Genomic DNA, 24,294 nt, shown 5'->3' on the forward strand with positions numbered 1-24,294 from the left:
TGATAAGGCGCCCGCCAAGCATAGCCCATCGGATACTGGCTCTGGCAGGGGCTGGCCAGATATGAGGAGTGATTCGTGGATTCCCAGTTGAACCATTTTTTGCAACGTGCCGAGGCGGCCTTGGCACGGATTGAACCGCTGTTGCCGGCGGAGCGTGTGGCGTTGGACTGGCAGCACGTCATCGCGGCGCGCTGGCAGCGTGAGGGACGTGGCGGTTATCTGCAGCCGCTCAACGTCAGTCTCGATCTGAGCCTGACCGACCTAGTGGGTGTGGATGCCCAGCGCGAGCAGTTGGCGCGTAACACCCGGCAGTTCGTCAAGGGTCTGCCGGCCAACCATGCACTGCTCTGGGGTGCGCGCGGCACGGGTAAGTCCTCGCTGGTGCGGGCGCTGCTGGCCGAGCATGCTCAGGCCGGATTGCGCCTGATCGAAATCGAGCGTGACCACCTGGCCGATCTGCCCAAGGTGGTCGAGGCGCTGGCCGGTCTGCCGCAGCGTTTCGTGCTGTTCTGTGACGATCTCTCCTTTGAGTCCGGTGAGGGCGACTACCGGGTGCTAAAGACTGTCCTCGACGGCTCGCTGGAGCGGGCGCCCGACAACCTGTTGCTCTATGCGACCTCCAACCGCCGCCACCTGGTGCCGGAGAAGGAAAGCGACAATGACAACTGGCAGCGTGTCGAAGGCGAGCTGCATCCGAGCGAAGCTGTAGAGGACAAGATTGCCCTGTCTGATCGTTTCGGGCTGTGGCTGTCGTTTTACCCCTTTACCCAGGATCATTTCCTGGCCGTCGTACGGCATTGGATCGAGGTCCTTGCCGGGCAGGCGGGATTGCATTGGCAGTGGAGCCACGAGCTGGAGGTTCTGGCCATCCGCTGGGCGTTGGGGCGCGGTAATCGTAACGGCCGCTGTGCCTATCAGTTCGCCCGTAGCTGGGTTGGTCAGCAATTGTTGGAGGTGGCAGGTGATTGATCTGCAGAGTGCCGGTCAGGGCCGCGAGGGCTATGCGCTGATGACTGCACAGTTAGAGGCGCTGCTGGCGGATGAGCGCGATTTCATTGCCAATGCCGCGCAGTTTGCGGCGTTCCTCTTTCATGAGCTGGGTGATCTGAACTGGGCGGGTTTCTATCTGGCGCGCGGCGAAGAGTTGGTGCTGGGGCCGTTTCAGGGCAAGGTGGCTTGTGTGCGTATTCCCTTTGGGCGCGGAGTGTGCGGTGCTGCGGCAAGTACGCGGCAGACGCAGCGGGTAGAGGATGTGCATGCCTTTGCCGGGCATATTGCGTGCGACAGCGCCTCCAATAGCGAGTTGGTAGTACCGCTGGTCAAGGGCGGCAGGTTGATCGCTGTGCTCGACCTGGATAGCCCTCTGCTGGGGCGTTTCAGTGCTGACGATCAGGTGGGTGTCGAGCGCCTGGCGGAGGTTTTCCTGCGCCTGACCGACTGTTGAGGTGTTGAGAATGGAAAGGCCCGGCGTTTGCCGGGCCTTTCCATTTGCGGCTGCTTCACGCCTTGGCAGTCATCTTGGCGATGACTTTGAGCTCGCCAGGCAGCACGCTCTGCACCGAGTCACGGCTCTTGACTCTGGCATAGTGGGCGGCGAGAGCGGGCCAACGGCTGGCATCCACTAGTTCGCCGCCGTGCTCCATGTTCTGTAGCTGGCAGTAGACGGCCAGGTCAGCCTGGCTCAGCTGCTCTCCCACAAAATACGTGTTTTCTCCCAGGCACTGTTCCAGATAGTCGAAATGCTTGGGCAGCTTGTCGTGCAGTGCTGTTTGTACGCTTTCTTCGTCGCAGACCTGGCCCTGCATAGGCTTGAGCAAGCGGTTGCGGAATACGCCAAAGGTGCACAGCGGTGCCAGCTCATAGTCGGCGTATTTTTCCAGCCAGCGAATCCGGGCTTTGCCCTCGGCGTGCTGACCGAACAGGGCTGGACGTTCCGGGTATTTCTCTTCCAGGTACTGGCATATCACGCTGGAGTCGGCCAGGGTGAAATCGCCGTCGCGCAGGGCCGGGATGCGTCCCAGCGGGTTGAGATCGCGATACCAGTCCGGTTGGCCGAAAGGGGTGACGATGTCCAGTTGGTATTCCAGGCCTTTCTCCAGCAGGCACAGGCGCAGCTTGCGTACGAACGGCGAGAGCGGGGCGCCGTAAACGATCAGGCTCATCGGGACTCCTTGTGTTCAGTCGTAGATATTCTTTTTCTTCCAGTCGTTTTCTTCGAGCGACTTGAGTCCTTCGGTCAGCTCGCTGGGCTCGTCGTCAGCAGGTTTGGCTTTTTCCAGTACTACAGCGTTGGCACGGGCCAGGAGTTGCTCGAATTTCTGCAACTGCGCCTTGTAACGCTCGGTGTCCGGTTGCTTGCGCAGGTATTGCACGCCGCGTTCATAGGCCAGGCGGGCTTGCCCCGGCTGGCTTTGCTGCATGAACTGTTGCCCCAGGTTGCTGAAAAACTCGGTATGCACCTGCACCAGCATGTGGCGAATTTCGCCCAGCCAGCGTTTAGCGTCGTTGGCTGGTAGGAGGCGTTCCTGGGCGGCGCGAGTGATTTGGCCGTGGAAGTTTTCCAGCAGGTAGCGGATGTCCTTGGCCATGGCCTCGGTCGTGATCTGCTGTGGCGGGTTGCGTACGGGGATGTCGTCGCCCTTGGCGACCCATTCGCGGAGTTCGGCGATACGATTGCGCAGGTTGGCGTTCTGTTTGTCCAGCGAGAGCAGGCGTTCGCCGTGTTGCAGTTCGAAGCGGCTGAGCAGCAGTTTCAGTGCTGGCGTCATCAGCTGGCCTGGCATGTTCTCGGAAACATCGCGACTGCGACGTACCCGGTCATTCAGGTCTGCCTTGAGTCGGGCTTTCTCCAGTTTGCTGTTCTCCACCAGATGGTTGATGTAACCGATGGCGAACAGCACCACTATGCCGCTGATAATCAAGGCGGTGATGACGAGTGGGGACACCTGTGAATCTCCCGGACGCTATTTTTTCCCCGAGTGTAGTGCCTTGGTGCTCATGCTCATAGCATGGTGTCAATTTCTGTTCCGAAGTCTTTGATTTAAAAAAAGTTTTGAATGGAGGTTGACGCTCCTTGAAAGGCTCCATAGAATGCGCGCCACTTTCAGCGTATTGGCGCAAGCAAATAAGTTGAAAGCCGGAAAGCTGTTGTAAGCTCCGGGCCACGTCCCCTTCGTCTAGTGGCCTAGGACACCGCCCTTTCACGGCGGTAACAGGGGTTCGAGTCCCCTAGGGGACGCCACTTTCTTTCCGCGTTTTGCGGACTTAAAAGGGTCACTCTCAGGAGTGGCCCTTTTGTTTTTCTGGCTTCTTTCTATTCTCATGTCTTTAGTCTGTCGCCGCCGTATTGCGGGTCGGCCGCTCTGCTGAGCGCGTTCAGGCGTTACACTCTCTGTCTGTATCAATTGACCGAAGGTGTGCTTCGGGCTGGCTGGGTGCCGTCACAGCAGCCGTATGCCGTTCGCGATAGGGGGAGAGGACATGGGGCTGACGATGGATGCGGTGCTGCAGCGAGCGCGCCCGGTATTGCCGGTGTTGGTGATTGAGGATTGTGCGCTGGCGGTGGACCTGGCCCGCGCCCTGCACGCTGGCGGTGTTGAGGTGCTGGAAGTGACCCTGCGTACTCCGCGCGCCCTGGATGCTCTGGCGGCTATCCGTCAGGCGCTGCCTGATCTGCTGGTTGGGGCGGGGACCGTGATCCATGCCGAGCAGTTTTTGGAAGCGCGCGATGCCGGCGCGCAGTTCGCCGTCAGTCCCGGCTGTACCGAGCGCCTGGCGGCGGCGGCGGACGACTCCGGTCTGCCTTACCTGCCGGCGGTGATGACGCCGTCTGAAGTGCTGCTGGCGCTGGAGTATGGTTACCGCTCGCTCAAGCTCTTCCCGGCCAACGGCAATACCAGCGTGAAGATGCTGAAGAGCTTCAAGGGGCCCTTTACGGGCATCCGTTTTTGCCCGACCGGCGGTATTACTGCCGACAACCTGCTGAACTTCCTGCGTTTGCCTAACGTGGCCTGTGTCGGTGGTACCTGGATTGCGCCGGACAACCTGATCCGTGCCCGTGCCTGGGATCAGATCACCCAGTTGGCAGGTGAGGCGCGTGCGCTGGCGGCCAGCGTGGAGGTCAGGTCATGAGCTGGGACTTTCCGCAGCCTTTTGTCATCGATCTGCAGGTCGCGGCAGACGATATCGATGGCTTGGGGCACGCCAACAACGCGGTCTATGTCAGCTGGCTGGAACGCTGTGCCTGGCGTCACTCGCAGCACCTGGGTCTGGACCTGGCCGAGTATCGTCGGCTGGACCGCGCCATGGCGGTGCTCCGGCATGAGATCGACTATCTGGCCAGCGCCTACGAGGGCGAGCGGTTGCAGATGGCGACCTGGATCGTCGAAAGCGATCACAAGCTGAAGATGAACCGGCGTTTCCAGTTGTGGCGACCGGCCGATGCCAGCACGCTGCTGCGAGCCCAGACCACCTTCGTTTGCATCGAGCTGTCGAGTGGCCGGCCCAAGCGTATGCCGGCCGAATTCGTCGAGGGTTATGGCAAGGCGGTGCTGGAGCCTTATCCGCTGCAGCTGTGACGGATCAGTTGAGCATGGGCGCGATAAACACCTCGCCCGGCTTGACGATCACTGCGAATTGACGCGTTTCTCCGGGGGCCAGCAGTACCGACTGCGCTGGTCCTGGACCCTGTCCCCCGCAGTAGCCCTGGGGCGAGATGGCCACGGCGATGCTGAAGGGGCCGTTGGGGAGATCCAGGCTGGTGCTTTTGCCAGGGCCCAGGGTGCCTACCACTTGTTGGTTGACGTATAGCTCCACGTCGCAAGCATTCGGCGCATTGCTGTCGCGGGTGAAGATTAGGCGGGACGGGCTTTCGCTGGCCGGATTCTTCGGGACATGGTGCACGCCGCGTGGCGGCGGACCGGCCTGGACCGCGGTGCTGACCAGCGTGAGGGCGATCAGTAGTGGGCGCAGCATGATGACCTCCTGATGGCCTTGGCGGAACTGCCGCGACGGCCGGTATGAATCCCTGATGTTGGCGCCTTACACTACGCGCCCCATTTTTCGAGACTTCTGTCGTGCAAATCGCCCTGGCTCCCATGGAGGGGCTGGTCGACGAAATCCTGCGCGATGTGCTGACCCGTGTCGGCGGCATCGACTGGTGCGTCACCGAGTTTATCCGCATCTGCGACCGGCTGCTGCCAGCATCCGCTTTTTACAAGCTGGCTCCCGAGCTGGCCGATGGCGCGCAGACCCGTGCCGGTACGCCCATGCGCTTGCAGCTGCTGGGCTCCGATCCGCTTTGCCTGGCGGATAACGCTGCTTTTGCCTGCGGTCTGGGCGCTCCCGTGATCGACCTCAACTTCGGCTGTCCGGCCAAAACGGTGAACAAGTCCCGTGGTGGTGCCGTGCTGCTCAGGGAGCCGGAGCTGCTGCACGCCATCGTGCGTGAAGTGCGCCGTACCGTTCCGGCGCATATCCCGGTGACGGCGAAGATGCGTCTGGGCTTCGACAGTCCGGATGGCGCGTTGGACTGCGCCCGTGCCTTGGCCGAGGGCGGTGCTGATCAGTTGGTGGTGCATGCGCGGACCAAGGTCGACGGCTACAAGCCTCCCGCGCACTGGGAGTGGGTTGCGCGTGTGCAGGAGGTGGTCAAGGTGCCGGTCTACGCCAATGGCGAGATCTGGAGCGTGGAGGATTGGCGGCGCTGCCGCGAAGTCAGTGGTGCCGAGGACATCATGCTCGGGCGCGGTCTGGTTTCGCGCCCGGATCTGGCGCGGCAGATCGCCGCCGCTAGAGCCGGTCAGGAGGTGGTGCCGATGAGCTGGGGCGAATTGCACCCACTGCTGCAGGATTTCTGGCTGCAGGCGCGGCGCAAGCTGGCGCCGCGCTACGCGCCGGGACGCCTCAAGCAGTGGCTGGCCATGCTTACCCGCAGTTACCCGGAGGCGGTGGCGCTGTTTGCCAAGATTCGTCGGGAAAATGACTGCGAGCGCATCGATGCATTGCTCAATGGCTGCCCGGTGCTTGAGCCTGCAGGCAAAGGCTCTGGTCATGAGGCTTTCAGACGTGAGCTCTCGACTATCGAGGCCTCTTGAAATCCTGCTGAACGTCCGCATGTACTGAGTGTGGGATGCCGAAGTCGGGTCCCGCGATCAAACACTTGCTGATTATTCAGGAGATGCATCATGAGCAACGTCCTTTCCCTGGCTCCTCTGTTCCGCCAGTCCGTCGGTTTTGACCGTTTCAATGACCTGTTCGAATCGGCGCTGCGTAGCAGCGAGAGCGGCAGTTCCTACCCGCCCTACAATGTCGAGAAGCATGGCGAGGATCAGTATCGCATCGTCGTTGCGGCGGCTGGCTTGCGTGAAGACGACCTTGAACTGCAGGTCGAGCGTGGCGTGCTGACCGTCACCGGCGGCAAGCGCGAGCGTGCGGCCGAGAGCGTGACCTATCTGCATCAGGGTATTGCTCAGCGCGGCTTCAAGCTGTCATTCCGTCTGGCCGACCATATCGAGGTCAAGGCTGCAGCGCTTGCCCATGGTCTGTTGAATATCGACCTGGTGCGCATCGTGCCGGAAGAGGCCAAGCCCAAGCGCATTCCCATCGGCGGCGAGAAGCCGGCACTGGAAGGCTGATAGCCGCGACACTTGCAGAAGGGCACCTCAGGGTGCCCTTCTTCGTTTCAGCGATGCGCCAGCAGCAGGTTGCGGAAATCCAGTAGCGGCAGTGGTTTGCTGAACAAATAACCCTGGTACTGGTGGCAACCTTGCTGCTGCAGGAACTCCAGTTGCTCGTGCTGCTCAACGCCCTCGGCGATTATCTGCAGGTTGAGGCTGCGGGCCATGGCAACAATCGCGCGGATGATTTCCGCGTCGTTGGGGTCGTGGGTCGCATCGCGGACGAAGGATTGATCGATCTTCAGCACATCAACCGGTAGGCGCTTGAGATAAGTCAGTGAGCTGTAGCCGGTGCCGAAGTCGTCCATGGCGAAGCTCAGGCCGAGCTTTTTCAGGCGATGCATCTTGGCGATGGTGTCGTCCAGGTTCTGGATCACGATACCTTCGGTGATCTCCAGCTTGAGCATGTTGGCAGGTAGTTCGCTCTGGTTGAGGCAGCGTTCCACCCGTTCGACGAAATCGCCCTGGCGAAACTGGCGGGGACTGATGTTGACGCACAGTTGGAAGTCATGACTACGCACCAGACCGTCACGCAACAGGCGTGAGCCGGCGTGGCAGGCTTCACTGAGCACCCACGCGCCCACGTCGAGAATCAGGCCGCTTTCTTCGAGCACCTGGATGAACTGCGCAGGAGACTGTGGGCCGAGGCTGGGGTGGCTCCAGCGCAGTAAGGCTTCGCTGCCAATCACGCGCGTGTCGCGGGCGTCCACCTGGGGCTGGAAATACAGCTCGAATTCGCCGCGGGCCAGGGCCAGGCGCAGGTCATTTTCCAGGCGCAGGCGCTCGCTGGCGGCATCCTGCATGGAGTTGCGGAAGATCTGCAGGGTATTGCGCCCCGAGTCCTTGGCGCGGTAGAGCGCGATGTCGGCGCGCTTGAGCAGGTCGGTCGGGTTGTCGCCGTGATCCGGTATGAGAGCGATGCCGATGCTCGGTGTGACCTGCAGCCGATGGCCGTCCAGCAGCATGGGCTCGGCCAATAGACAGCGCAGTTTTTCTGCGACCTGGCGTACCTGTCGGGTGATTTCCGCGCGCTTACCCTCCAGTCCGGAAATCAACACGACAAATTCATCGCCACCCAGGCGTGCCACGGTGTCTTCCTGGCGCACGCTGGCTTCCAGGCGAGCGGTAACCATTTTTAGTACAGCGTCGCCCAGTGGGTGGCCGAGCGAGTCGTTGATGTGTTTGAAATGATCGAGATCGAGGAACAGCAGGGCGCCATGCAGGTTGTGGCGCTTGAGCAGGGCGATCTGCTGGGTCAGGCGATCCATCAAGAGCGCGCGGTTGGGTAGATTGGTCAGCGAGTCATGGTAAGCCAGGTGCTGGACTTGGGCCTGGGCCTCCTTCAGCTCGCTGATATCGCGAGCGGTGAGCAGCAGGCAGGGAGTGTCGTTCAGCTCGATTGATTGCACGGAGACCTCGACCAGCTTGATGCTGCCGTCGCGGTGCTGGCCGTGCATCTCCATGTGGTAGACGCGGCCTTCGCGCATGATGGTTTCAACCATGCGAGCGCGCTCTTCGGGGCGGGCCCAGACCTGCAGCTCCATAGCACTGCGACCGATGACTTCTTCGGCCCGATAGCCGGTGAGGCGGCAGAAGCCTTCGTTGACCTCGATGTAGCGGCCGCTGTCGCGCTCGGTGATGGTGATGGCGTCGGGGCTGGAGTGGAAGGCCTTGGCGAACTTCTCCTGGCTGGCCTTTAGTGCGGCTTCGGCGGCCTGGCGCTCGGTGATGTCTCGGAAGGTGGTGGTCAGGCAGCGTTGCCCCTGCACGTGTATGTAGCGATTGGAGATGATGCAGATCAGCTCGCGGCCGTCTTTGCTACGAAAGTGGGCGATCTCGTTGTTCAGCTGTTTATCGCGAATGAGCTTCTTGGCGAGTGCTTCACGTTGCTGCGGGTCGACCCAGAAACCCACATCCAGGGCGTTACGGCCGATGAGCTCGGCGGGCTCCCAGCCGAAGGTCTGAGTAAAGCTCGGGTTTATTTCCAGGAAGGCGCCGTCCGGTGCGCGGGAGACGCAGATCGGCTCGGGGCTGGCCTGGAACAGGGTGACGAACTTTTCCTCCGAGGAGGCCAGGCGCTGCTCACGCTGAACCCGCTCGGTAATGTCCATGAGGATGCCGGCCATGCGCAGTGGCGCGCCCTGAGCGTCTCGGTAGAGCTTGGCGGTACTTTCCAGGTAGCGCTGCTCATTACTCTCCAGGAGCACCCGATAGGTCAGTTGATAATCTTCGCGTCGCCCCTCTACCAGATCGGTGTAGACCTGGCGCATGTGCTGGCGATCCTCGTCTGGCACCTGGCGGAAAAAGTAGGTGAAGTCGCCATGAAAAGACGCTGCCGGAAGGCCGTGCAGGCTGGCGGCGCGGTCGGATCCATAGAGCATGCCGCTGGGGATGTGCCAGTCCCAGGTGCCCAGGTTGGCGGAATCCAGGGCCAGGGTCAGGCGCTCCTGGCTATCGCGCAGGGCCTGCTCCTGGTCTCGTTGCGCGGTGATGTCGCGGATGACACCAAATACCAGGGTGCGGCCATCCTGGTCGGTTCGCGGGCGGCCGCTGATTTCCAGCCAATGCAGGCTGCCGTCTGGCCAGCGAATACGGTGCTGCAAGGGTTCGGGGTTGGGGATGCCGCTCAGGACTTTTTGAAACCGTTGGCGGACTTGCTCGCGGTCTTCCTCGGGAATCAGTTCGATGTAGTCGACCTGACGTTGCAGCGGTTTTTTCGGGTCTAGGCCGAACAGCGCTTGTGCTCCCCGTGACCAACTCACCTTGCCACTGGCTGTATCCCAGTACCAGACGCCGAGATGGGCGCCGTTGAGTGCGGCGAGAAGGTGCGATGCGTCCTGCCAGGTCTTCTCGAACTCGGCGGGATCCAGGGCGGGAATAAAAGGGAAGGGCGGCTGTTTAGACGGTTTGGACATACTGTTCTCGTCCGGCACTCGGCGACTCTCGGCCACCTGCTGGAAAGGGGCATCGTAGAGGCACGCTGGCGACTTTTCTTATCGTTATGGCCTCACGTTAGCCGCTGTTCTGTCTTCAAGGCAAGCAGCGTTGTTCGTCCAGCAGGGCCATGAAGGCTTTGGCTGCGTTGGACAGGGTTCGTTCCTTATGCAGGATGTAGCCCAGCTGACGGCGCAGTTGAATCCCGGGTAGCGGCAGGCGCTCAACCTGCTCGTCGAGCATGGTGCGTGGCAGTACGCTCCAGGCCAGGCCGATGGAAACCATCATCTTGATGGTTTCCAGGTAGTTGGTGCTCATGCCGATGTTCGGTGTCAGCTCCTGGGCTTCGAACAGGCGGCGCACGATGTGGTGGGTGAAGGTGTTGTCGCCGGGGAACACGGCCGGGTGCTGGGCGACGTCGGCCAGGCTGATGGCTGGCATGCGTGCCAGTGGGTGCTCGGGTGCGGCGACGAAGTCCAGGGGATCATCCCACACGGGTACGGCCCTCACCGGCTCGCGGGCTTCCGGTGCCAGGGTGATCACGGCCAGCTCGGCGCGGCCGTGCAGGACTTCCTCATAAGCCACTTCCGAGTCGAGAAACTGGATGTCCAGTGCCACCTGTGGGTGGGCACGGGTAAAGGCGCGCAGCAACGGGGGCAGCCGGTGCAGGCCGATGTGGTGGCTGGTGGCCAGGGTCAGTCGGCCGGAAATCTCGCCGCTGAGGTTGGTCAGGGCGCGTCGGGTGTCGTCCAGCACGTTGAGGATCTGGTAGGCGCGTGGCAGCAGGGCACGGCCGGCCTCGGTGAGGCTCACTTCGCGGCCGAGGCGATCGAACAGGCGCACCTTGAGTTGCTGCTCCAGCCCGGCGATGCGTTTGCTCACTGCTGGCTGGGTCAGGTGCAGGCGCTCGGCGGCCTCCGAGAAGCTGCCGACTTCGGCGATGGCGATGAAAGCGTTGAGGTTGGCGAGGTCCATCATGCGTTGGCTCGATCTGAACGGCGGGAGTGGCCAGCCTAATGGCTTTGGATTCCTCTGTGGAATCTTTTGAATAAAAAATATGAATTGGAGTTATTTGAGCGAAATCCTTAGCATCTCCTCATCGGTAGAAGGGCTATAGACCCTTCGCCTCCTGAACCGCTGATGAGGATTGTTCAATGGCCGGCAAGACGCTCTACGACAAGCTCTGGGACATGCACGAGGTGAAGCGCCGCGACGATGGTTCGTCGCTGATCTACATCGATCGGCAGATCCTCCACGAAGTGACCTCGCCGCAGGCCTTCGAGGGCTTGCGTCTGGCCGGGCGCAAGCCGTGGCGCATCGACGCCAACATCGCTACGCCGGATCACAACGTGCCGACCACCAAGGCCGAGCGCCAGGGTGGCCTGGAGTCGATTGCCGACGAAGTCTCGCGCATCCAGGTACAGACCCTGGACGAGAATTGCGATGACTTTGGCATCCTCGAGTTCAAGATGAACGACGTGCGCCAGGGTATCGTCCACGTGGTCGGTCCGGAGCAAGGGGCTACCTTGCCGGGCATGACCGTGGTCTGCGGCGACTCGCACACCTCCACCCACGGTGCCTTCGGTGCCCTGGCTCACGGCATCGGCACCTCCGAGGTCGAGCACGTGCTTGCCACCCAGTGCCTGGTGGCCAAGAAGATGAAGAACATGCAGGTGCGCGTCGAGGGCAAGCTGCCGTTCGGCGTCACTGCCAAGGACATCGTCCTGGCTGTGATCGGCAAGATCGGCACCGCCGGTGGCAATGGTCATGCGCTGGAGTTCGCCGGCAGTGCCATTCGTGACCTGTCGCTGGAAGGGCGCATGACCATCTGCAACATGTCCATCGAGGCCGGTGCTCGGGTCGGAATGGTGGCGGTGGACGAGAAGACCATCGAGTACGTGCGCAACCGTCCGTTTGCCCCGAAAGGTGCAGACTGGGATCTGGCTGTCGAGCAGTGGAAAGGTCTGGTGTCGGACGCCGATGCTCACTTCGACACCATCGTCGAACTGCGCGCCGAAGACATCAAGCCGCAGGTCAGCTGGGGCACTTCGCCGGAGATGGTTCTGGCCGTCGACGAAAATGTGCCGGATCCGGCCGCCGAGACCGACCCGGTCAAGCGCGACTCCATCGTCCGCGCGCTCAAATACATGGGCCTGAACGCCAATCAGGCGATCACCGATATCCAGCTTGATCGCGTGTTCATCGGCTCCTGCACCAACTCGCGTATCGAAGACCTGCGCGCCGCCGCCGAGGTGGCCAAGGGGCGCAAGGTCGCGGCTACCGTCAAGCAGGCGCTGGTGGTGCCGGGTTCCGGTCTGGTCAAGGCGCAGGCCGAGCAGGAAGGCCTGGACAAGATTTTCATCGAGGCTGGCTTTGAGTGGCGCGAGCCGGGCTGCTCCATGTGCCTGGCGATGAACCCGGACAAGCTGGGTAGCGGCGAGCATTGTGCGTCCACTTCCAACCGCAACTTCGAAGGCCGTCAGGGCGCGGGTGGTCGTACCCACCTGGTCAGCCCGGCCATGGCTGCCGCTGCGGCGGTGACCGGTCGTTTCATTGATGTGCGCGAATTGATCCAGGCCTGAGGAATAGACAGATGAAAGCCTTTACCCAACATACCGGCCTGGTTTGCCCGCTCGATCGCGCCAACGTCGACACCGACCAGATCATTCCCAAGCAGTTTCTCAAGTCGATCAAGCGCACCGGCTTCGGCCCGAACCTGTTCGACGAGTGGCGCTACCTGGATGTCGGTCAGCCGAATCAGGACTGCTCGGGTCGCCCGATCAACAAGGATTTCGTGCTGAACTTCCCGCGCTACCAGGGCGCCAGCGTGCTGCTGGCCCGCGAGAACTTCGGTTGCGGCTCCTCCCGCGAGCATGCACCCTGGGCGCTGGACGAGTACGGCTTCCGCACGGTGATCGCGCCGAGCTTTGCCGACATCTTCTTCAACAACAGTTTCAAGAACGGCCTGCTGCCCATCATCCTCAAGGATGAAGAAATGGATGAGCTGTTCGCCCAGTGCGAGGCGACCGAGGGCTATCAGTTGACTGTTGACCTCGAGGCGCAGACCGTAACCCGCCCGGACGGCAAGCAATACAGCTTCGAGGTGGACGCCTTCCGCAAGCACTGCCTGCTCAATGGTCTGGACGACATCGGCCTGACCCTGCAGGACGCCGAGGCAATCAAGGCCTTCGAGAGCAAACATCAGCAGAGCAGCCCGTGGCTGTTCGGCGCCATCAAGTAATTCGTAGTCTGGGTTAGGCCGCAGGCCGTAACCCAGCGGACAGAGGCCCGGCGGGCAAAGTGCCGGGTCTTGCTGAATAAATGAGGAATGTAATGAGCAAGCAGATTCTGGTTCTCCCGGGCGACGGTATCGGCCCGGAGATCATGGCCGAGGCGGTCAAGGTGCTGAACCTGGCCAATGACAAGTACGCCCTGGGTTTCGAGCTGAGCTTCGATGACCTGGGTGGCGCGGCCATCGACCGTTACGGCGTGCCGCTGGCCGACGAGACCCTGGAGCGCGCCCGTGCCGCCGATGCCGTGCTGCTCGGCGCCGTGGGCGGGCCGAAGTGGGACACCATCGATCCGGCTATCCGCCCGGAGCGCGGCCTGCTGAAGATCCGCTCGCAGCTGGGCCTGTTCGGCAACCTGCGTCCGGCCATCCTCTATCCGCAGCTGGCCGAGGCGTCCAGCCTCAAGCCGGAAGTGGTTGCTGGCCTGGATATCCTGATCGTTCGTGAGCTGACCGGTGGTATCTACTTTGGTCAGCCGCGCGAGAGCAAGGTGCTGGAAAACGGCGAGCGCATGGCCTACGACACCCTGCCATACAGCGAGAGCGAGATCCGCCGTATCGCCAAGGTCGGTTTTGACATGGCTATGGTGCGCAACAAGAAGCTCTGCTCGGTGGACAAGGCCAACGTGCTGGCCTCCAGCCAGCTGTGGCGCGCCGTGGTCGAGGAAGTGGCCAAGGATTATCCAGAGGTCGAGCTGTCGCACATGTACGTCGACAACGCCGCCATGCAGCTGGTGCGCGCGCCCAAGCAGTTCGACGTGATGGTGACCGACAACATGTTTGGCGACATCCTCTCGGACGAGGCCTCCATGCTCACCGGTTCCATCGGCATGCTGCCGTCGGCTTCGCTGGACGCCAACAACAAGGGCATGTACGAGCCGTGTCATGGTTCGGCGCCGGACATCGCCGGCAAAGGCATTGCCAACCCGCTGGCGACCATCCTCTCTGTGTCGATGATGCTGCGTTACAGCTTCGGTCAGACCCAGGCCGCCGATGCCATCGAACTGGCTGTGAGCAAGGTGCTGGATCAGGGCCTGCGCACCGGCGATATCTGGTCGGAAGGCAAGACCAAGGTCGGTACTGCCGGCATGGGCGATGCGGTGGTCGAAGCGCTGCGTAGTCTGTAATCTTTCCAGCCCCGCCGGAATCGTGCCGGCAGGCTGTTTATATAGGTGTAGTCGTTATGAAACGTGTAGGTCTGATCGGTTGGCGCGGTATGGTCGGTTCCGTGCTCATGCAGCGCATGCTGGAAGAGCGTGACTTCGACCTGATCGAGCCGGTGTTCTTCACCACCTCCAATGTCGGCGGCCAGGGGCCGGCGATTGGCAAGGACATTGCCCCGCTGAAGGACGCCTACAGCATTGACGAGCTGAAAGGCCTGGATGTGATCCTGACCTGTCAGGGTGGCGACTACACCAATGAAGTCTTCCCCAAGCTGCGCGAAGCCGGCTGGAATGGCTACTGGATCGATGCGGCTTCCAGCCTGCGCATGGCCGATGACTCGGTCATTGTGCTCGATCCGGTCAACCGCAAGGTGATCGACCAGTCGCTGGATGCCGGCACCAAAAACTACATTGGCGGCAACTGCACCGTCAGCCTGATGCTGATGGCGTTGGGTGGTCTGTACGAGGCTGGTCTGGTCGAGTGGATGAGCGCCATGACCTACCAGGCGGCCTCCGGCGCTGGTGCGCAAAACATGCGCGAGCTGATCAAGCAGATGGGCGCGATCAACGCCTCCGTGGCCGACGATCTGGTCAACCCGGCCAGCGCCATCCTCGACATCGACCGCAAGGTGGCTGAAACCATGCGTGGCGAAGCCTTCCCGGTCGACAACTTCGGTGTGCCGCTGGCCGGCAGTTTGATCCCCTACATCGACAAGGAACTGCCCAATGGTCAGAGCCGTGAAGAGTGGAAGGGGCAGGCCGAAACCAACAAGATCCTCGGCCGCTTCAAGAGCCCGATCCCGGTCGACGGCCTGTGTGTGCGCATCGGTGCTATGCGTTGCCATAGCCAGGCACTGACCATCAAGCTGAACAAGGATGTGCCGATGGGTGACATCGAAGGCTTGATCAGTCAGCACAATCCCTGGGTCAAACTGGTGCCGAACACTCGCGAAGCCAGCATTCGTGAGCTCGGTCCGACTGCCGTTACCGGCACCCTGAGCGTGCCGGTCGGGCGTCTGCGCAAGCTCAACATGGGCTCGCAGTATCTGGGCGCCTTCACTGTCGGTGATCAGCTGCTGTGGGGTGCGGCCGAACCGCTGCGCCGCATGCTGCGTATCCTGTTGGAGCGCTGATCGCACTAGCGGTGCTCAAAGGGCCGGTCCATGACCGGCCCTTTTCGTTTTTCTGGGTCGGCAGTTAAAGTGCCGGGTCGATGGGTTTACTTAGGCAAGGCGTTGTGATGACCAAAAGCTTCAATGTGGCCGTTGTCGGTGCTACCGGTACGGTAGGTGAAACGCTGGTCCAGGTGCTGGAGGAGCGGGAGTTTCCGGTGGCGAACCTGCACCTGCTGGCGGGCAGTGCTTCCTCCGGTCAGTCTGTTGCCTTCCGTGGCATGAATCTGCGTGTGCGCGAACTGGCAGGCTTCGATTTTTCCCAAGTGCAGTTGGTGTTCTTTGCGGCGGGTGAGTCGGTCAGTCGCGAGCACGCGCCGCGTGCGCAAGCTGCGGGCTGTTCGCTGATCGATCTCAGTGGCGTACTCGATGGGGCGTTGCCAGTCGTGCCGGAGGCCAATGCCGACGTGTTGGCGACGCTGTCGGCGCCATATCTGTTGTGCAGTCCTGCGCCGGTCGCCACTGCTCTGGCTGCTGTGCTGGCGCCGCTGCGAACAGCTCTGCAGATGCACAAGGTCACTGTGCTGGCAGCTCTGGCGGTTTCCCAGTTCGGTCGCGAGGGTGTCGCTGAGTTGGCGCGGCAGACCACGGAGTTACTCAATATGCGTCCCTTGGAGCCGCAGTTGTTTGACCGGCAGATCGCCTTCAATGTCCTGGCTCAGGCAGGTGTCGTTGGGGAGAGCGGTCATGCTCTGCTGGAGCAGCGCATTGCACGTGAGCTGAAAGTACTGCTGGGTATCGAGGGGCTGAAAGTTGCAGTCAGCTGTTGCCTGGCCCCGGTGTTCTTTGGTGATAGCCTGGCCGTTACTGTGGATACAGAGTGCACTGTGGATCTCAAGCAGGTTGCAGGGGTGCTGGATCAGCAGGCTGGTTTGGAGTTGGTCGAGGCGGGGGATTATCCGAGCGTCGTGGGGGATGCGGTGGGCCAGGATGAACTGTATGTTGGCCGCTTGCGTGGCGGGATGGACGATCCGGCGGAGCTCAATTTGTGGATTGCGTCAGATAATGCGCGAAAAGGCTCTGCGCTCAATGCTGTGCAAATTGGTGAGTTGTTGATAAAACACTATCTGTAAAAGATACTTAGCCCCAAATTTGAAGAATTTTTCTAGCTTGGCAATACTGGTTTGGTAGTTCGCTGACGGGGAGCCGCCGCAGGGTGGTGCAGGCAGTGCGCTTCAAAATCCTCTCGTCTAACGAGAAAAAAAGATAAAACAAGGGATTACGCTATGGTTCGGGTTCGCAAACTGGTACTGGCTATTGCGGCAGCATCCGCACTGACTTCCGGTACAGCACACGCACTGGGGCTGGGGGAAATCGACCTGCAGTCCTCGCTGAGCCAGCCTCTGGTTGCGGAGATCGAGCTGCTCGAAGTGCGTGATCTGGCATCGACCGAGGTGATTCCGACCCTGGCTTCGCCCGAAGAGTTCAACAAGGCTGGCGTCGATCGCCAGTATTTCCTCACAGATCTCAAGTTCACTCCGGTGATCAAGCCCAACGGCAGGAGCGTGATTCGCATCACCTCGACCAAGCCGGTGCGCGAGCCTTACCTGAATTTCCTGGTCGAAGTGCTGTGGCCAAACGGCCGTCTGCTGCGCGAATACACCCTGCTGCTGGATCCGCCTCTTTATAGCCCGCAGCCAGTGACTGCTCCGCGCATGCCTGTGGCGGCTGCTCCGGTCCCTCGCCCGGTAACCGCTCCGGCGCCGCGTCCCGCCGCTCCGGTGGTGAGCGCGCCTAGCCGTCCGGCTGCGCCGAGTGCTCCGGCTGCTAGCAGGATCGACGGCGATCAGTACAAGACCACTTCCAGCGACACGCTGTGGGAGATTGCTCAGCGCAGTCGTCAGGGCGGTAGCGTGCATCAGGCCATGCTGGCCATCCAGGACCTCAACCCTAACGCGTTTCTCGATGGCAACATCAATCGCTTGAAGAGTGGCCAGGTGCTGCGTCTGCCTACGGACGAGCAGATCAAGAGTCGCAGCCAGGCGGAGGCCATCGCCCAGGTCACCGAACAGAACAATGCCTGGCGTGAAGGACGCAGCGTGGCGGCAGGCTCGCGCCAGCTCGATGCGACCAAGCGCTCGAGTGCAGGCGCAGCCCCAGCCACGACCGAGGTCAAGGACAGTCTGAAACTGGTTTCTGCCGAGACAGGCAAGGCAACTGCTGGCAGCGACACGGCTAAAGGTGACAGCAAGGCGCTCAGTGACCAGCTGGCTGTTACTAAGGAAAGCCTGGATTCCAGCCGACGTGAGAATGAAGAACTCAAGGGGCGCGTGGGCGACCTGCAAGGTCAGCTGGATAAACTCCAACGTCTGATTGAGCTGAAAGACAACCAGTTGGCCAAGTTGCAGGCCGATCTGGCCAAGCAGGGCGCTGCCACTCCTGCGGCACCTGTCCCGGCAGCTAGCCCGGAAAGTAAGCCTGCCGAGGTCAATGCTCCTGCTGTAGAGAGCAAGCCTGTGGAAGCAGCCCCGGTGGAAAGTAAACCGGCGACCACGGACTTCAATTACAGCGAGGAAGCAGCCCCAAAGACCGAGCCGGCTAAGCCGGCTGTCGAAGCGCCTGCGGCCAAGCCAGTAGTGCCGGCTCCCAAACCGGAAGCAGCCAAGCCGACACCGGCCAAGCCTACCACTCCGGCACCTCAACCTGAGCCTCAAAGCTTCATTGATGAGCTGCTGGGCAACCCTATGTTGCTTGGCGCCGTCGGTGGTGGTGCTCTGCTGGTCCTGCTGATCGGTCTGATGGTGCTGTCGCGCCGCAACGCCATGAAAGAAGCTGAGCTGCAAGAAAGCCTGGATGTCGATGAGGCAGGCAGTTTTGCCAGCGACATGGATCTGCCGGATGACAGCTTTGCCGGTTTGGACGATGCGTCCGATGCGACCCAGGTGCGCGAACAGGCTGATGAGCGCGTTGCGCCGCAAACAGCCGATGCGCTGGGGGAGGCCGATATCTACATTGCTTACGGCAAGTTCACTCAGGCGGCAGAGCTGCTGCACAATGCCATCAACGACGAGCCGCAGCGTAGCGATCTTCGCCTCAAGCTGATGGAAGTGTATGCCGAACTAGGCGATCGCGATGGCTTTGCCCGTCAGGAGCAGGAGCTGCGTGAAATTGGCGGCTCCGCGGGTGCGGTCGATCAGCTTAAGGCCAAGTACCCAACCATGGCAGCTGCCGCTGTTGCAGGCGGTTTGGCCGCTGCAGCCGCTGCTGACGATGATCTGGGTGACTTCAGTCTCGACGATCTGGCTCTCGATGAACCTGCTGCTGCGACCAAGCCAGCAGAGGATCTGGATGACTCTTTCGATCTGAGTCTGGATGATCTTGATGTCAATCTCGATGAGCCGGCTGCCTCTGCTCCGGCAGCAGAAGCGACTCTCGACGAGCTTGAGCTGGATGCAGGACTGGATTTTGAAACCCCGGCCAGCGAGGCTCCGACCAGCAGCGAGATGGACTTCGATCTCGATCTAGGTGGTGAAGCCGTTGACTCGACGCTGTCCCTGGAAGATGACCTGGCTGATTTCAGTCTGGATCTGGAGTCCGAGAGCAAGCCGACAGAGTCCGAGGAAGGTTTCATGCTTAGCCTGGATGACGAGCCGACAGCGCCGAGTGCCGAGGGTGATCTGAGCATGCCGTCCGATTTCGATTTGTCTCTGGCTGACGAAACTCCTGCGGCGGACAGTTTTGCTGCGCAACTGGATGAGGTTTCCGCTGAACTGGATGAGTTGAGCGGCTCTCTGGATGATGAGTTGCCCGCTGCTCAGCCGGAAGCCGCTGTGCCTGCGACAGGGCTGGATGTGGATGACGATTTCGACTTCCTTTCGGGTACTGATGAGACGGCTACCAAGCTGGATCTGGCGCGTGCCTATATCGATATGGGTGACAGTGAAGGCGCCCGTGACATTCTGGATGAGGTTATCGCTGAAGGTAGCGAAGGCCAGCAGCAGGAAGCTCGCGAGCTGATCTCTAAACTGAGCTGATTCATGTCCCAGGCAATACCATCAGCGGCGGCCGAAATGGCCGCCGCTGGCGTTTTCAGAATAGCCCTCGGTGTCGAGTACAAGGGCTCTCGTTATCGTGGCTGGCAGCGCCAGGAGAATGGTGTGCCTACTGTTCAGGGCATGCTGGAGAAGGCGTTATCGGAAGTGGCGAACGAGCCCGTCAACCTGATGTGTGCGGGGCGTACCGATGCGGGTGTGCATGCCAGTGGCCAGGTGGTGCACTTCGATACGGTGGTTGAGCGCCCGCTCAAGGCTTGGGTCATGGGTAGCAACGCCAATCTGCCGGCCGATATCAGCGTGACCTGGGCCAAGGTCATGCCGGCGGACTTTCATGCGAGGTTCAAGGCTTGCGCGCGGCGTTATCGCTACGTGATCTACAACGATCCGGTGCGGCCTGCGCATCTGGCCGAAGAAGTGACCTGGAACCATCGTCCGCTGGATATAGCGCGCATGCGGGAGGCCGCGTCTCATCTGGTGGGGACTCACGACTTTACCTCGTTCCGTGCCGTGCAGTGCCAGGCCAAGTCGCCGATCAAGACGGTTCATCATCTGCAACTGATCGAGCATGGCCGTTTTATCGTCATGGATGTGCGTGCCAATGCTTTCCTGCACCACATGGTGCGCAACTTTGCCGGTGTGCTGATGACTATCGGTGCCGGAGAGCGTGAGCCGGGCTGGGTGCTTGACGCGCTGGCGGCACGCGACCGCAGGGCCGGCGGAGTAACGGCGCATCCCTACGGCCTGTATCTGGTGCAGGTGGAATATCCGCCCGAGTTCGAGCTGCCTCAGCGTTATCTGGGGCCACATTTTCTCTCCGCCCTGCCGCAGTCCTTCGGCTGAAACTGCCGGCAGCCTTTGCTACCATCGGTTTTATTTGTTGAAGGTGCCTTCACGTTGACAGCTGTTCGCGTCAAGATCTGCGGAATAACCCGTGTCGAGGATGCTCTGGTGGCTGCGTCTGCCGGAGCCGACGCCATTGGTTTTGTCTTCTATGCAAAGAGTCCGCGCGCCGTTGATGTCGAGCAGGCTGAAGCGATCATTGCTGCTCTGCCGCCGTTCGTGACCACGGTGGGGTTGTTCGTCAACATGGCGCGCGATGAGCTGCAAGGTGTTCTTTCCCGTGTGCCTCTGGATCTCCTGCAGTTTCACGGTGATGAATCCGTAACCCAGTGCGAAGGTTTTGGTCGTCCCTATATCAAGGCGTTACGGGTTAAGCCTGGCGACGATATCGCCGCACGTGTGAATGAGTACCCAAGCGCCAGCGGAGTTTTGCTGGACACTTATGTCGAAGGTGTCCCGGGCGGAACGGGGGAGGCTTTCGACTGGTCTCTGGTGCCAACGGGGCTGAACAAGCCGGTCATTCTCGCCGGTGGTTTGCAGCCCGGGAATGTTGCCGAAGCCGTGCGGCAGTTACGCCCTTATGCCGTGGATGTCAGTGGTGGTGTCGAGGCGAGCAAGGGCATCAAGGATGCACAGAAGATCGCTGCCTTCATTCAGGCCGCGCGTGGCGTTTGATGTGACGGCGACCCCCCGCCTGCCGTCCATAAGCCATTGTGCCCGGGCCGGTTCTCGACGGGCTTGAGTCAGATTTGCCGGGGCAGTGTCCCGAACAGCTACGGAGAATAAGCATGAGCAACTGGTTACGTGAAAAGCTGATCCCTTCGATCATGCGATCCGAGGTCAAGAAGAGCTCGGTGCCCGAGGGGTTGTGGCACAAGTGCCCGTCTTGCGACGCAGTGCTTTACCGTCCCGAGCTGGAAAAGACCCTCGATGTCTGCCCCAAGTGCCATCACCACATGCGTATCGATGCACGCACTCGCCTTGACCTGTTCCTCGATGCCGAAGGGCGCGAGGAACTGGGCGCCGAGCTGGAGCCGGTTGACCGCCTGAAATTCCGTGACAGCAAGAAGTATAAGGATCGTATCGCAGCAGCCCAGAAAGATACGGGCGAGAAGGATGCGCTGGTGTCCATGAGTGGCCAGCTGCAGGGTATGCCTATTGTGGCGTGCGCCTTTGAGTTCAACTTCATGGGCGGCTCCATGGGCGCTGTGGTCGGTGAGCGATTTGTTCGCGCCGCCAACGTGGCGCTGGAAAAGCGTTGCCCGCTGGTGTGCTTTGCCGCTTCCGGTGGCGCACGCATGCAAGAAGCCCTGATTTCGCTGATGCAGATGGCCAAGACCAGCGCCGTGCTGGCACGCCTGCGCGAGGAGGGCATTCCCTTCGTTTCGGTGCTGACCGATCCGGTCTACGGCGGTGTTTCCGCCAGTCTGGCCATGCTCGGTGACGTGATAGTCGCCGAACCTAAGGCTCTGATTGGCTTTGCCGGTCCGCGTGTGATCGAGCAGACCGTGCGCGAGAAACTGCCGGAAGGCTTCCAGCGTAGTGAGTTCCTGCTGGAGCACGGCGCCATCGACATGATCATTCATCGTCAGGACCTGCGTCCGCGTCTGGCACGCCTGCTGGCCCAGTTCCAGCACCTGCCGACTCCTGCAGCCAGCGCATGAGCCAGCGTTCCCTCGCCGATTGGCTGAGCTACCTCGAACAACTCCACCCCAGCGCCATCGACATGGGGCTGGAGCGTTCGCGCCAGGTAGCCGAACGCCTCGGCTTGGGCAAGCCTGCGCCGCTGGTCGTCACGGTGACTGGCACCAATGGCAAGGGTTCTACCTGCGCGCTGCTTGCTGCCTTGTTGCGCGAGCAGGGCTTGAAAGTTGGCGTCTACAGCTCACCGCACCTGTTGCGCTACAACGAGCGCGTGCAGTTCGATGGCCGTGAAGCGACCGACTCCGAGCTGTGCGAAGCCTTTGCTGCGGTCGAGTCCGCTCGCGCTGAGATATCACTGACCTATTTCGAAATGGGCACCCTGGCGGCCTTCTGGCTGTTCGAGCGTGCTCAGCTGGATGCAGTGGTATTGGAGGTCGGCCTTGGCGGGCGGCTGGATGCGGTCAATCTGGTCGATGCTGATCTGGCGCTGGTAACCAGCATTGGTCTCGATCATGCCGAATGGCTTGGCAATACCCGCGAGTCGGTCGCCTTTGAGAAGGCCGGTATCCTGCGCCAGGGCAAGCCAGCCCTGTGTGGTGATCTCGATCCGCCATTGCCGCTGCTGCAGCGGGTGGCTGAGCTGGACTGCCCGCTGTTTCTGCGTGGGCGCGATTATGATCTGGCACTTGCCGAAGATGGCTGGCACTGGCGCGGCCTGACTGCTGCTGGTCAAGTGCTGGAGCTGCATGATCTGCCATTGCTCGATCTGCCCATGGAAAATGCGGCGTTGGCGCTGCAGGCCTATGCCTCTCTGGATCTGCCCTGGCATCCCGAGCAGCTGGCTGCAGCCCTGCAGCGTGCGCGAGTGAGTGGGCGACTGGAGCGTCGTCATCTGCATTGGCAAGGCAAGACGCTGGCCTTGCTGCTGGACGTAGGGCACAACCCGCACGCTGCCGAGTATCTGGCAGTGCGCCTGGCGGCGCGTCCGGTCAGTGGTCGCCGGCTGGCGGTATTCGGTCTGCTGGCCGACAAGGATCTGGACGGTGTGCTGGCCCCCCTGCAGCTTGAAGTGCAGGACTGGGCCGTGGCGCCGCTGGCTACTTCACGAACCCGTCCTGCCGGCGAACTGGAAGCGGCGTTACGTAACCTGGGCGCATCTGTGCAGGGCTGTGGCAGCATTGCCGAAGCTTTGCTGGTACAGTGTGGCCGGGCGAGCGAAGGGGACGAGATCCTCGTGTTCGGATCTTTCTATTGTGTGGCCGAGGCCCTGGAGTGGCTCGACCAGCAGGCGGAGACAGGTGATGGCAGTACTGGATAAGGGGCTCAAGCAGCGCATCGTTGGCGCATTGGTGCTGGTGGCGCTGGCTGTGATTTTCCTGCCCATGCTGTTTTCCCGAGAAGATGAACTGCGTCAGGTGGTCGTTGACGCTCCGGCAATGCCGGATAAACCCGTGATGCCCGAGGTTGAGCTGGAACCGGTCGAGGTGCCAGAGCCTGTAGCACAGGACGAAGTGCCGCCGGTAGAGCCAGTGCCACAGGCTCCTGTCGAGACGGTTGCTGAGGCACCGACACCAGCTGCTACTGCGCCCAAGGTTGAGGCGCCCGCGGCGGCCAAGCCTGTAGAGCAAGTTGCCGAAAAGCCTGCCAGTGAGCTGGATGCCAACAACCTGCCGGTCAGCTGGTCAGTGCAGTTGGCCAGTCTGTCCAGCCGCACTGGCGCCGAGAAGCTGCAGCAGACTCTGCGCAGTGGTGGCTACAACGCCTATATCCGCACCTTCGATGGCATGAACCGGGTCTTCGTCGGGCCGGTGATCGAGCGTGCCGAGGCAGATCGCCTACGTGATCTGCTCAATCGGCAGCAGAACCTCAAGGGTTTCGTGGTGCGCTTCCAGCCGGAAAACGGCTGATTTCCTCTATTTCACCCATCTGGCGGCTCTGGCTTACCGGCTCGGGCCCGCTCTGGTAAAATCCGCCGCCTTTCCCGTCTGTAGGCAGCAACGTGGCATTCACTTGGGTCGACTGGGCGATCATCGCCGTCATCGCCATTTCCAGCCTGATCAGCCTGCGCCGCGGCTTCTTCAAGGAAGCCCTGTCGCTGCTGACCTGGATAGTTGCAGGTGTCGTCGCCTGGATGTTTGGTGGAGCCCTCTCGCAGCATCTGGATGCTTTTATAGAGACGCCTTCGATGCGCGTCATCGCTGCCTGCGCCATTCTTTTCGTCGTGACCCTGCTGGTCGGGGCGCTGATCAATTTTCTTATCGGTGAGCTGATCCGGGTAACCGGTCTGTCGGGCACCGACCGTTTTCTCGGCATGGTTTTTGGCGCTGCGCGTGGGGCCTTGCTGGTCGTGGTGCTGGTTGGGCTGGTGAGCCTTGCGCCCGTGCAACAGGATCAGTGGTGGCAGCAGTCGACCCTGCTGCCACACTTTCTGATGGTGGCGGACTGGTCGAAGAACCTCATTCTGAGCCTGTCCAGCCAGTGGCTTGCCAGCGGCATTACGGAAACCCCGCAATTGCCGTTCCAAGAGGCGTTCTCGCAGCCAGTTTTGCCCGAGCGTCCATAGTTTCCTGATTCACTACA

At 61.3% G+C, this 24,294-nt stretch carries 23 protein-coding genes and 1 tRNA gene; 19 read left to right on the forward strand and 5 right to left on the reverse strand.

From position 1 onward, the window contains the following. Positions 1 to 75: 75 nt before the first annotated feature. Together P7A97_RS12350 and P7A97_RS12355 are read left to right on the forward strand one after the other, a co-directional pair. Positions 76 to 969 carry an ATP-binding protein gene (locus P7A97_RS12350; protein ID WP_277690252.1) on the forward strand — a complete coding sequence of 298 codons (894 nt, stop codon included), beginning with the start codon at positions 76 to 78 and terminating at the stop codon, positions 967 to 969. Then, positions 962 to 1,444, forward strand: a complete 483-nt coding sequence (locus tag P7A97_RS12355; protein ID WP_277690253.1) for a GAF domain-containing protein — start codon at positions 962 to 964, stop codon at positions 1,442 to 1,444. The genes P7A97_RS12350 and P7A97_RS12355 overlap by 8 nt, the downstream gene beginning before the upstream one ends. A 55-nt stretch (positions 1,445 to 1,499) precedes the next feature. Here the strand turns inward: P7A97_RS12355 and P7A97_RS12360 are convergent, their stop codons facing one another. Both P7A97_RS12360 and P7A97_RS12365 read right to left on the reverse strand, forming a co-directional pair. Then, complete coding sequence (locus P7A97_RS12360) at positions 1,500 to 2,162, reverse strand: glutathione S-transferase family protein (RefSeq protein WP_277690254.1); 663 nt, start codon at positions 2,160 to 2,162, stop codon at positions 1,500 to 1,502. Between the two features lie 15 nt (positions 2,163 to 2,177). Continuing rightward, positions 2,178 to 2,945, reverse strand: coding sequence for a hypothetical protein (locus P7A97_RS12365; RefSeq protein ID WP_277690255.1), 768 nt, complete (start codon positions 2,943 to 2,945; stop codon positions 2,178 to 2,180). A 220-nt stretch (positions 2,946 to 3,165) separates the two neighbouring features. Between P7A97_RS12365 and P7A97_RS12370 the strand changes: the two genes are divergently transcribed. From P7A97_RS12370 to P7A97_RS12380, 3 genes are all read left to right on the forward strand, one after another. Continuing rightward, positions 3,166 to 3,241, forward strand: a tRNA-Glu gene (locus tag P7A97_RS12370). Positions 3,242 to 3,480: 239 nt separating this feature from the next. Continuing rightward, entirely contained in the window at positions 3,481 to 4,131 is a 651-nt protein-coding gene (locus P7A97_RS12375; RefSeq protein ID WP_277690256.1) for a bifunctional 4-hydroxy-2-oxoglutarate aldolase/2-dehydro-3-deoxy-phosphogluconate aldolase, read from the forward strand. Further along, positions 4,128 to 4,577, forward strand: coding sequence for a thioesterase family protein (locus P7A97_RS12380; RefSeq protein ID WP_277690257.1), 450 nt, complete (start codon positions 4,128 to 4,130; stop codon positions 4,575 to 4,577). The genes P7A97_RS12375 and P7A97_RS12380 overlap by 4 nt, the downstream gene beginning before the upstream one ends. A gap of 4 nt (positions 4,578 to 4,581) precedes the next feature. On the opposite strand, the gene P7A97_RS12385 is transcribed toward P7A97_RS12380, so the two are convergent. Beyond that, positions 4,582 to 4,974, reverse strand: coding sequence for a hypothetical protein (locus P7A97_RS12385; RefSeq protein WP_277690258.1), 393 nt, complete (start codon positions 4,972 to 4,974; stop codon positions 4,582 to 4,584). 101 nt (positions 4,975 to 5,075) lie between these two features. Here P7A97_RS12385 and P7A97_RS12390 point away from each other — a divergent pair, with 101 nt between their 5' ends. Further along, positions 5,076 to 6,095 (forward strand): tRNA-dihydrouridine synthase, encoded by a 1,020-nt coding sequence (locus P7A97_RS12390; protein WP_277690259.1) that lies wholly within the window; start codon positions 5,076 to 5,078, stop codon positions 6,093 to 6,095. 90 nt (positions 6,096 to 6,185) lie between these two features. After that, positions 6,186 to 6,635: an Hsp20 family protein gene (locus P7A97_RS12395; RefSeq protein WP_277690260.1), complete on the forward strand. Its 450-nt coding sequence runs from the start codon at positions 6,186 to 6,188 to the stop codon at positions 6,633 to 6,635. 47 nt (positions 6,636 to 6,682) lie between these two features. Here P7A97_RS12395 and P7A97_RS12400 read toward each other — a convergent pair whose 3' ends face one another. Continuing rightward, positions 6,683 to 9,592: a bifunctional diguanylate cyclase/phosphodiesterase gene (locus P7A97_RS12400; protein ID WP_277690261.1), complete on the reverse strand. Its 2,910-nt coding sequence runs from the start codon at positions 9,590 to 9,592 to the stop codon at positions 6,683 to 6,685. A gap of 115 nt (positions 9,593 to 9,707) precedes the next feature. After that, the gene (locus P7A97_RS12405; protein ID WP_277690355.1) at positions 9,708 to 10,586 is read right to left on the reverse strand and encodes a LysR family transcriptional regulator; all 879 of its coding nucleotides are present in this window, start codon (positions 10,584 to 10,586) and stop codon (positions 9,708 to 9,710) included. A 179-nt stretch (positions 10,587 to 10,765) separates the two neighbouring features. Between P7A97_RS12405 and leuC the strand changes: the two genes are divergently transcribed. The 12 genes from leuC to P7A97_RS12465 all read left to right on the forward strand — a co-directional run bounded on the left by leuC (position 10,766) and on the right by P7A97_RS12465 (position 24,277). Beyond that, the gene (leuC, locus tag P7A97_RS12410; RefSeq protein ID WP_277690262.1) at positions 10,766 to 12,193 is read left to right on the forward strand and encodes a 3-isopropylmalate dehydratase large subunit; all 1,428 of its coding nucleotides are present in this window, start codon (positions 10,766 to 10,768) and stop codon (positions 12,191 to 12,193) included. An 11-nt stretch (positions 12,194 to 12,204) separates the two neighbouring features. Continuing rightward, positions 12,205 to 12,852 carry a 3-isopropylmalate dehydratase small subunit gene (gene leuD / locus P7A97_RS12415; RefSeq protein ID WP_277690263.1) on the forward strand — a complete coding sequence of 216 codons (648 nt, stop codon included), beginning with the start codon at positions 12,205 to 12,207 and terminating at the stop codon, positions 12,850 to 12,852. A gap of 92 nt (positions 12,853 to 12,944) precedes the next feature. Next, entirely contained in the window at positions 12,945 to 14,027 is a 1,083-nt protein-coding gene (gene leuB, locus P7A97_RS12420; protein ID WP_277690264.1) for a 3-isopropylmalate dehydrogenase, read from the forward strand. Positions 14,028 to 14,083: 56 nt separating this feature from the next. After that, positions 14,084 to 15,196 carry an aspartate-semialdehyde dehydrogenase gene (gene asd / locus P7A97_RS12425; protein WP_277690265.1) on the forward strand — a complete coding sequence of 371 codons (1,113 nt, stop codon included), beginning with the start codon at positions 14,084 to 14,086 and terminating at the stop codon, positions 15,194 to 15,196. A gap of 107 nt (positions 15,197 to 15,303) precedes the next feature. After that, positions 15,304 to 16,308 (forward strand): aspartate-semialdehyde dehydrogenase, encoded by a 1,005-nt coding sequence (locus P7A97_RS12430; RefSeq protein ID WP_277690266.1) that lies wholly within the window; start codon positions 15,304 to 15,306, stop codon positions 16,306 to 16,308. Positions 16,309 to 16,461: 153 nt separating this feature from the next. Then, positions 16,462 to 19,209, forward strand: coding sequence for a FimV/HubP family polar landmark protein (locus tag P7A97_RS12435; RefSeq protein ID WP_277690267.1), 2,748 nt, complete (start codon positions 16,462 to 16,464; stop codon positions 19,207 to 19,209). Positions 19,210 to 19,212: 3 nt separating this feature from the next. After that, complete coding sequence (gene truA, locus P7A97_RS12440) at positions 19,213 to 20,070, forward strand: tRNA pseudouridine(38-40) synthase TruA (RefSeq protein ID WP_277690268.1); 858 nt, start codon at positions 19,213 to 19,215, stop codon at positions 20,068 to 20,070. 54 nt (positions 20,071 to 20,124) lie between these two features. Beyond that, complete coding sequence (locus P7A97_RS12445) at positions 20,125 to 20,745, forward strand: phosphoribosylanthranilate isomerase (RefSeq protein ID WP_277690269.1); 621 nt, start codon at positions 20,125 to 20,127, stop codon at positions 20,743 to 20,745. A 113-nt stretch (positions 20,746 to 20,858) separates the two neighbouring features. Further along, the gene (gene accD, locus P7A97_RS12450) at positions 20,859 to 21,734 is read left to right on the forward strand and encodes an acetyl-CoA carboxylase, carboxyltransferase subunit beta (RefSeq protein WP_277690270.1); all 876 of its coding nucleotides are present in this window, start codon (positions 20,859 to 20,861) and stop codon (positions 21,732 to 21,734) included. Further along, positions 21,731 to 23,032 carry a bifunctional tetrahydrofolate synthase/dihydrofolate synthase gene (folC, locus tag P7A97_RS12455; protein WP_277690271.1) on the forward strand — a complete coding sequence of 434 codons (1,302 nt, stop codon included), beginning with the start codon at positions 21,731 to 21,733 and terminating at the stop codon, positions 23,030 to 23,032. Before accD ends, folC begins: the two co-directional genes overlap by 4 nt. After that, a complete protein-coding gene (locus tag P7A97_RS12460; RefSeq protein ID WP_277690272.1) occupies positions 23,016 to 23,621 on the forward strand; it encodes an SPOR domain-containing protein in 606 nt (201 codons plus the stop codon). The genes folC and P7A97_RS12460 overlap by 17 nt, the downstream gene beginning before the upstream one ends. 92 nt (positions 23,622 to 23,713) lie before the next feature. Continuing rightward, positions 23,714 to 24,277, forward strand: a complete 564-nt coding sequence (locus tag P7A97_RS12465) for a CvpA family protein (protein ID WP_277690273.1) — start codon at positions 23,714 to 23,716, stop codon at positions 24,275 to 24,277. The last annotated feature ends 17 nt before the right edge of the window (positions 24,278 to 24,294 follow it).

Origin of the sequence: Pseudomonas sp. GOM6, assembly GCF_029537485.1 — a bacterium.
Taxonomy (GTDB): Bacteria; Pseudomonadota; Gammaproteobacteria; order Pseudomonadales; family Pseudomonadaceae; genus Aquipseudomonas.

Excerpts from the sequence above, each read along its gene's own strand:
- P7A97_RS12385 (WP_277690258.1), bottom strand. The coding sequence starts at position 4,974 with ATGCTGCGCCCACTACTGATCGCCCTCACGCTGGTCAGCACCGCGGTC.
- P7A97_RS12380 (WP_277690257.1), top strand. The coding sequence starts at position 4,128 with ATGAGCTGGGACTTTCCGCAGCCTTTTGTCATCGATCTGCAGGTCGCG.
- P7A97_RS12395 (WP_277690260.1), top strand. The coding sequence starts at position 6,186 with ATGAGCAACGTCCTTTCCCTGGCTCCTCTGTTCCGCCAGTCCGTCGGT.
- folC (WP_277690271.1), top strand. The coding sequence starts at position 21,731 with ATGAGCCAGCGTTCCCTCGCCGATTGGCTGAGCTACCTCGAACAACTC.
- asd (WP_277690265.1), top strand. The coding sequence starts at position 14,084 with ATGAAACGTGTAGGTCTGATCGGTTGGCGCGGTATGGTCGGTTCCGTG.
- P7A97_RS12360 (WP_277690254.1), bottom strand. The coding sequence starts at position 2,162 with ATGAGCCTGATCGTTTACGGCGCCCCGCTCTCGCCGTTCGTACGCAAG.
- P7A97_RS12435 (WP_277690267.1), top strand. The coding sequence starts at position 16,462 with ATGGTTCGGGTTCGCAAACTGGTACTGGCTATTGCGGCAGCATCCGCA.
- truA (WP_277690268.1), top strand. The coding sequence starts at position 19,213 with ATGTCCCAGGCAATACCATCAGCGGCGGCCGAAATGGCCGCCGCTGGC.
- P7A97_RS12460 (WP_277690272.1), top strand. The coding sequence starts at position 23,016 with ATGGCAGTACTGGATAAGGGGCTCAAGCAGCGCATCGTTGGCGCATTG.
- P7A97_RS12375 (WP_277690256.1), top strand. The coding sequence starts at position 3,481 with ATGGGGCTGACGATGGATGCGGTGCTGCAGCGAGCGCGCCCGGTATTG.
- leuC (WP_277690262.1), top strand. The coding sequence starts at position 10,766 with ATGGCCGGCAAGACGCTCTACGACAAGCTCTGGGACATGCACGAGGTG.
- leuD (WP_277690263.1), top strand. The coding sequence starts at position 12,205 with ATGAAAGCCTTTACCCAACATACCGGCCTGGTTTGCCCGCTCGATCGC.
- accD (WP_277690270.1), top strand. The coding sequence starts at position 20,859 with ATGAGCAACTGGTTACGTGAAAAGCTGATCCCTTCGATCATGCGATCC.
- P7A97_RS12430 (WP_277690266.1), top strand. The coding sequence starts at position 15,304 with ATGACCAAAAGCTTCAATGTGGCCGTTGTCGGTGCTACCGGTACGGTA.
- P7A97_RS12400 (WP_277690261.1), bottom strand. The coding sequence starts at position 9,592 with ATGTCCAAACCGTCTAAACAGCCGCCCTTCCCTTTTATTCCCGCCCTG.
- P7A97_RS12405 (WP_277690355.1), bottom strand. The coding sequence starts at position 10,586 with ATGGACCTCGCCAACCTCAACGCTTTCATCGCCATCGCCGAAGTCGGC.
- leuB (WP_277690264.1), top strand. The coding sequence starts at position 12,945 with ATGAGCAAGCAGATTCTGGTTCTCCCGGGCGACGGTATCGGCCCGGAG.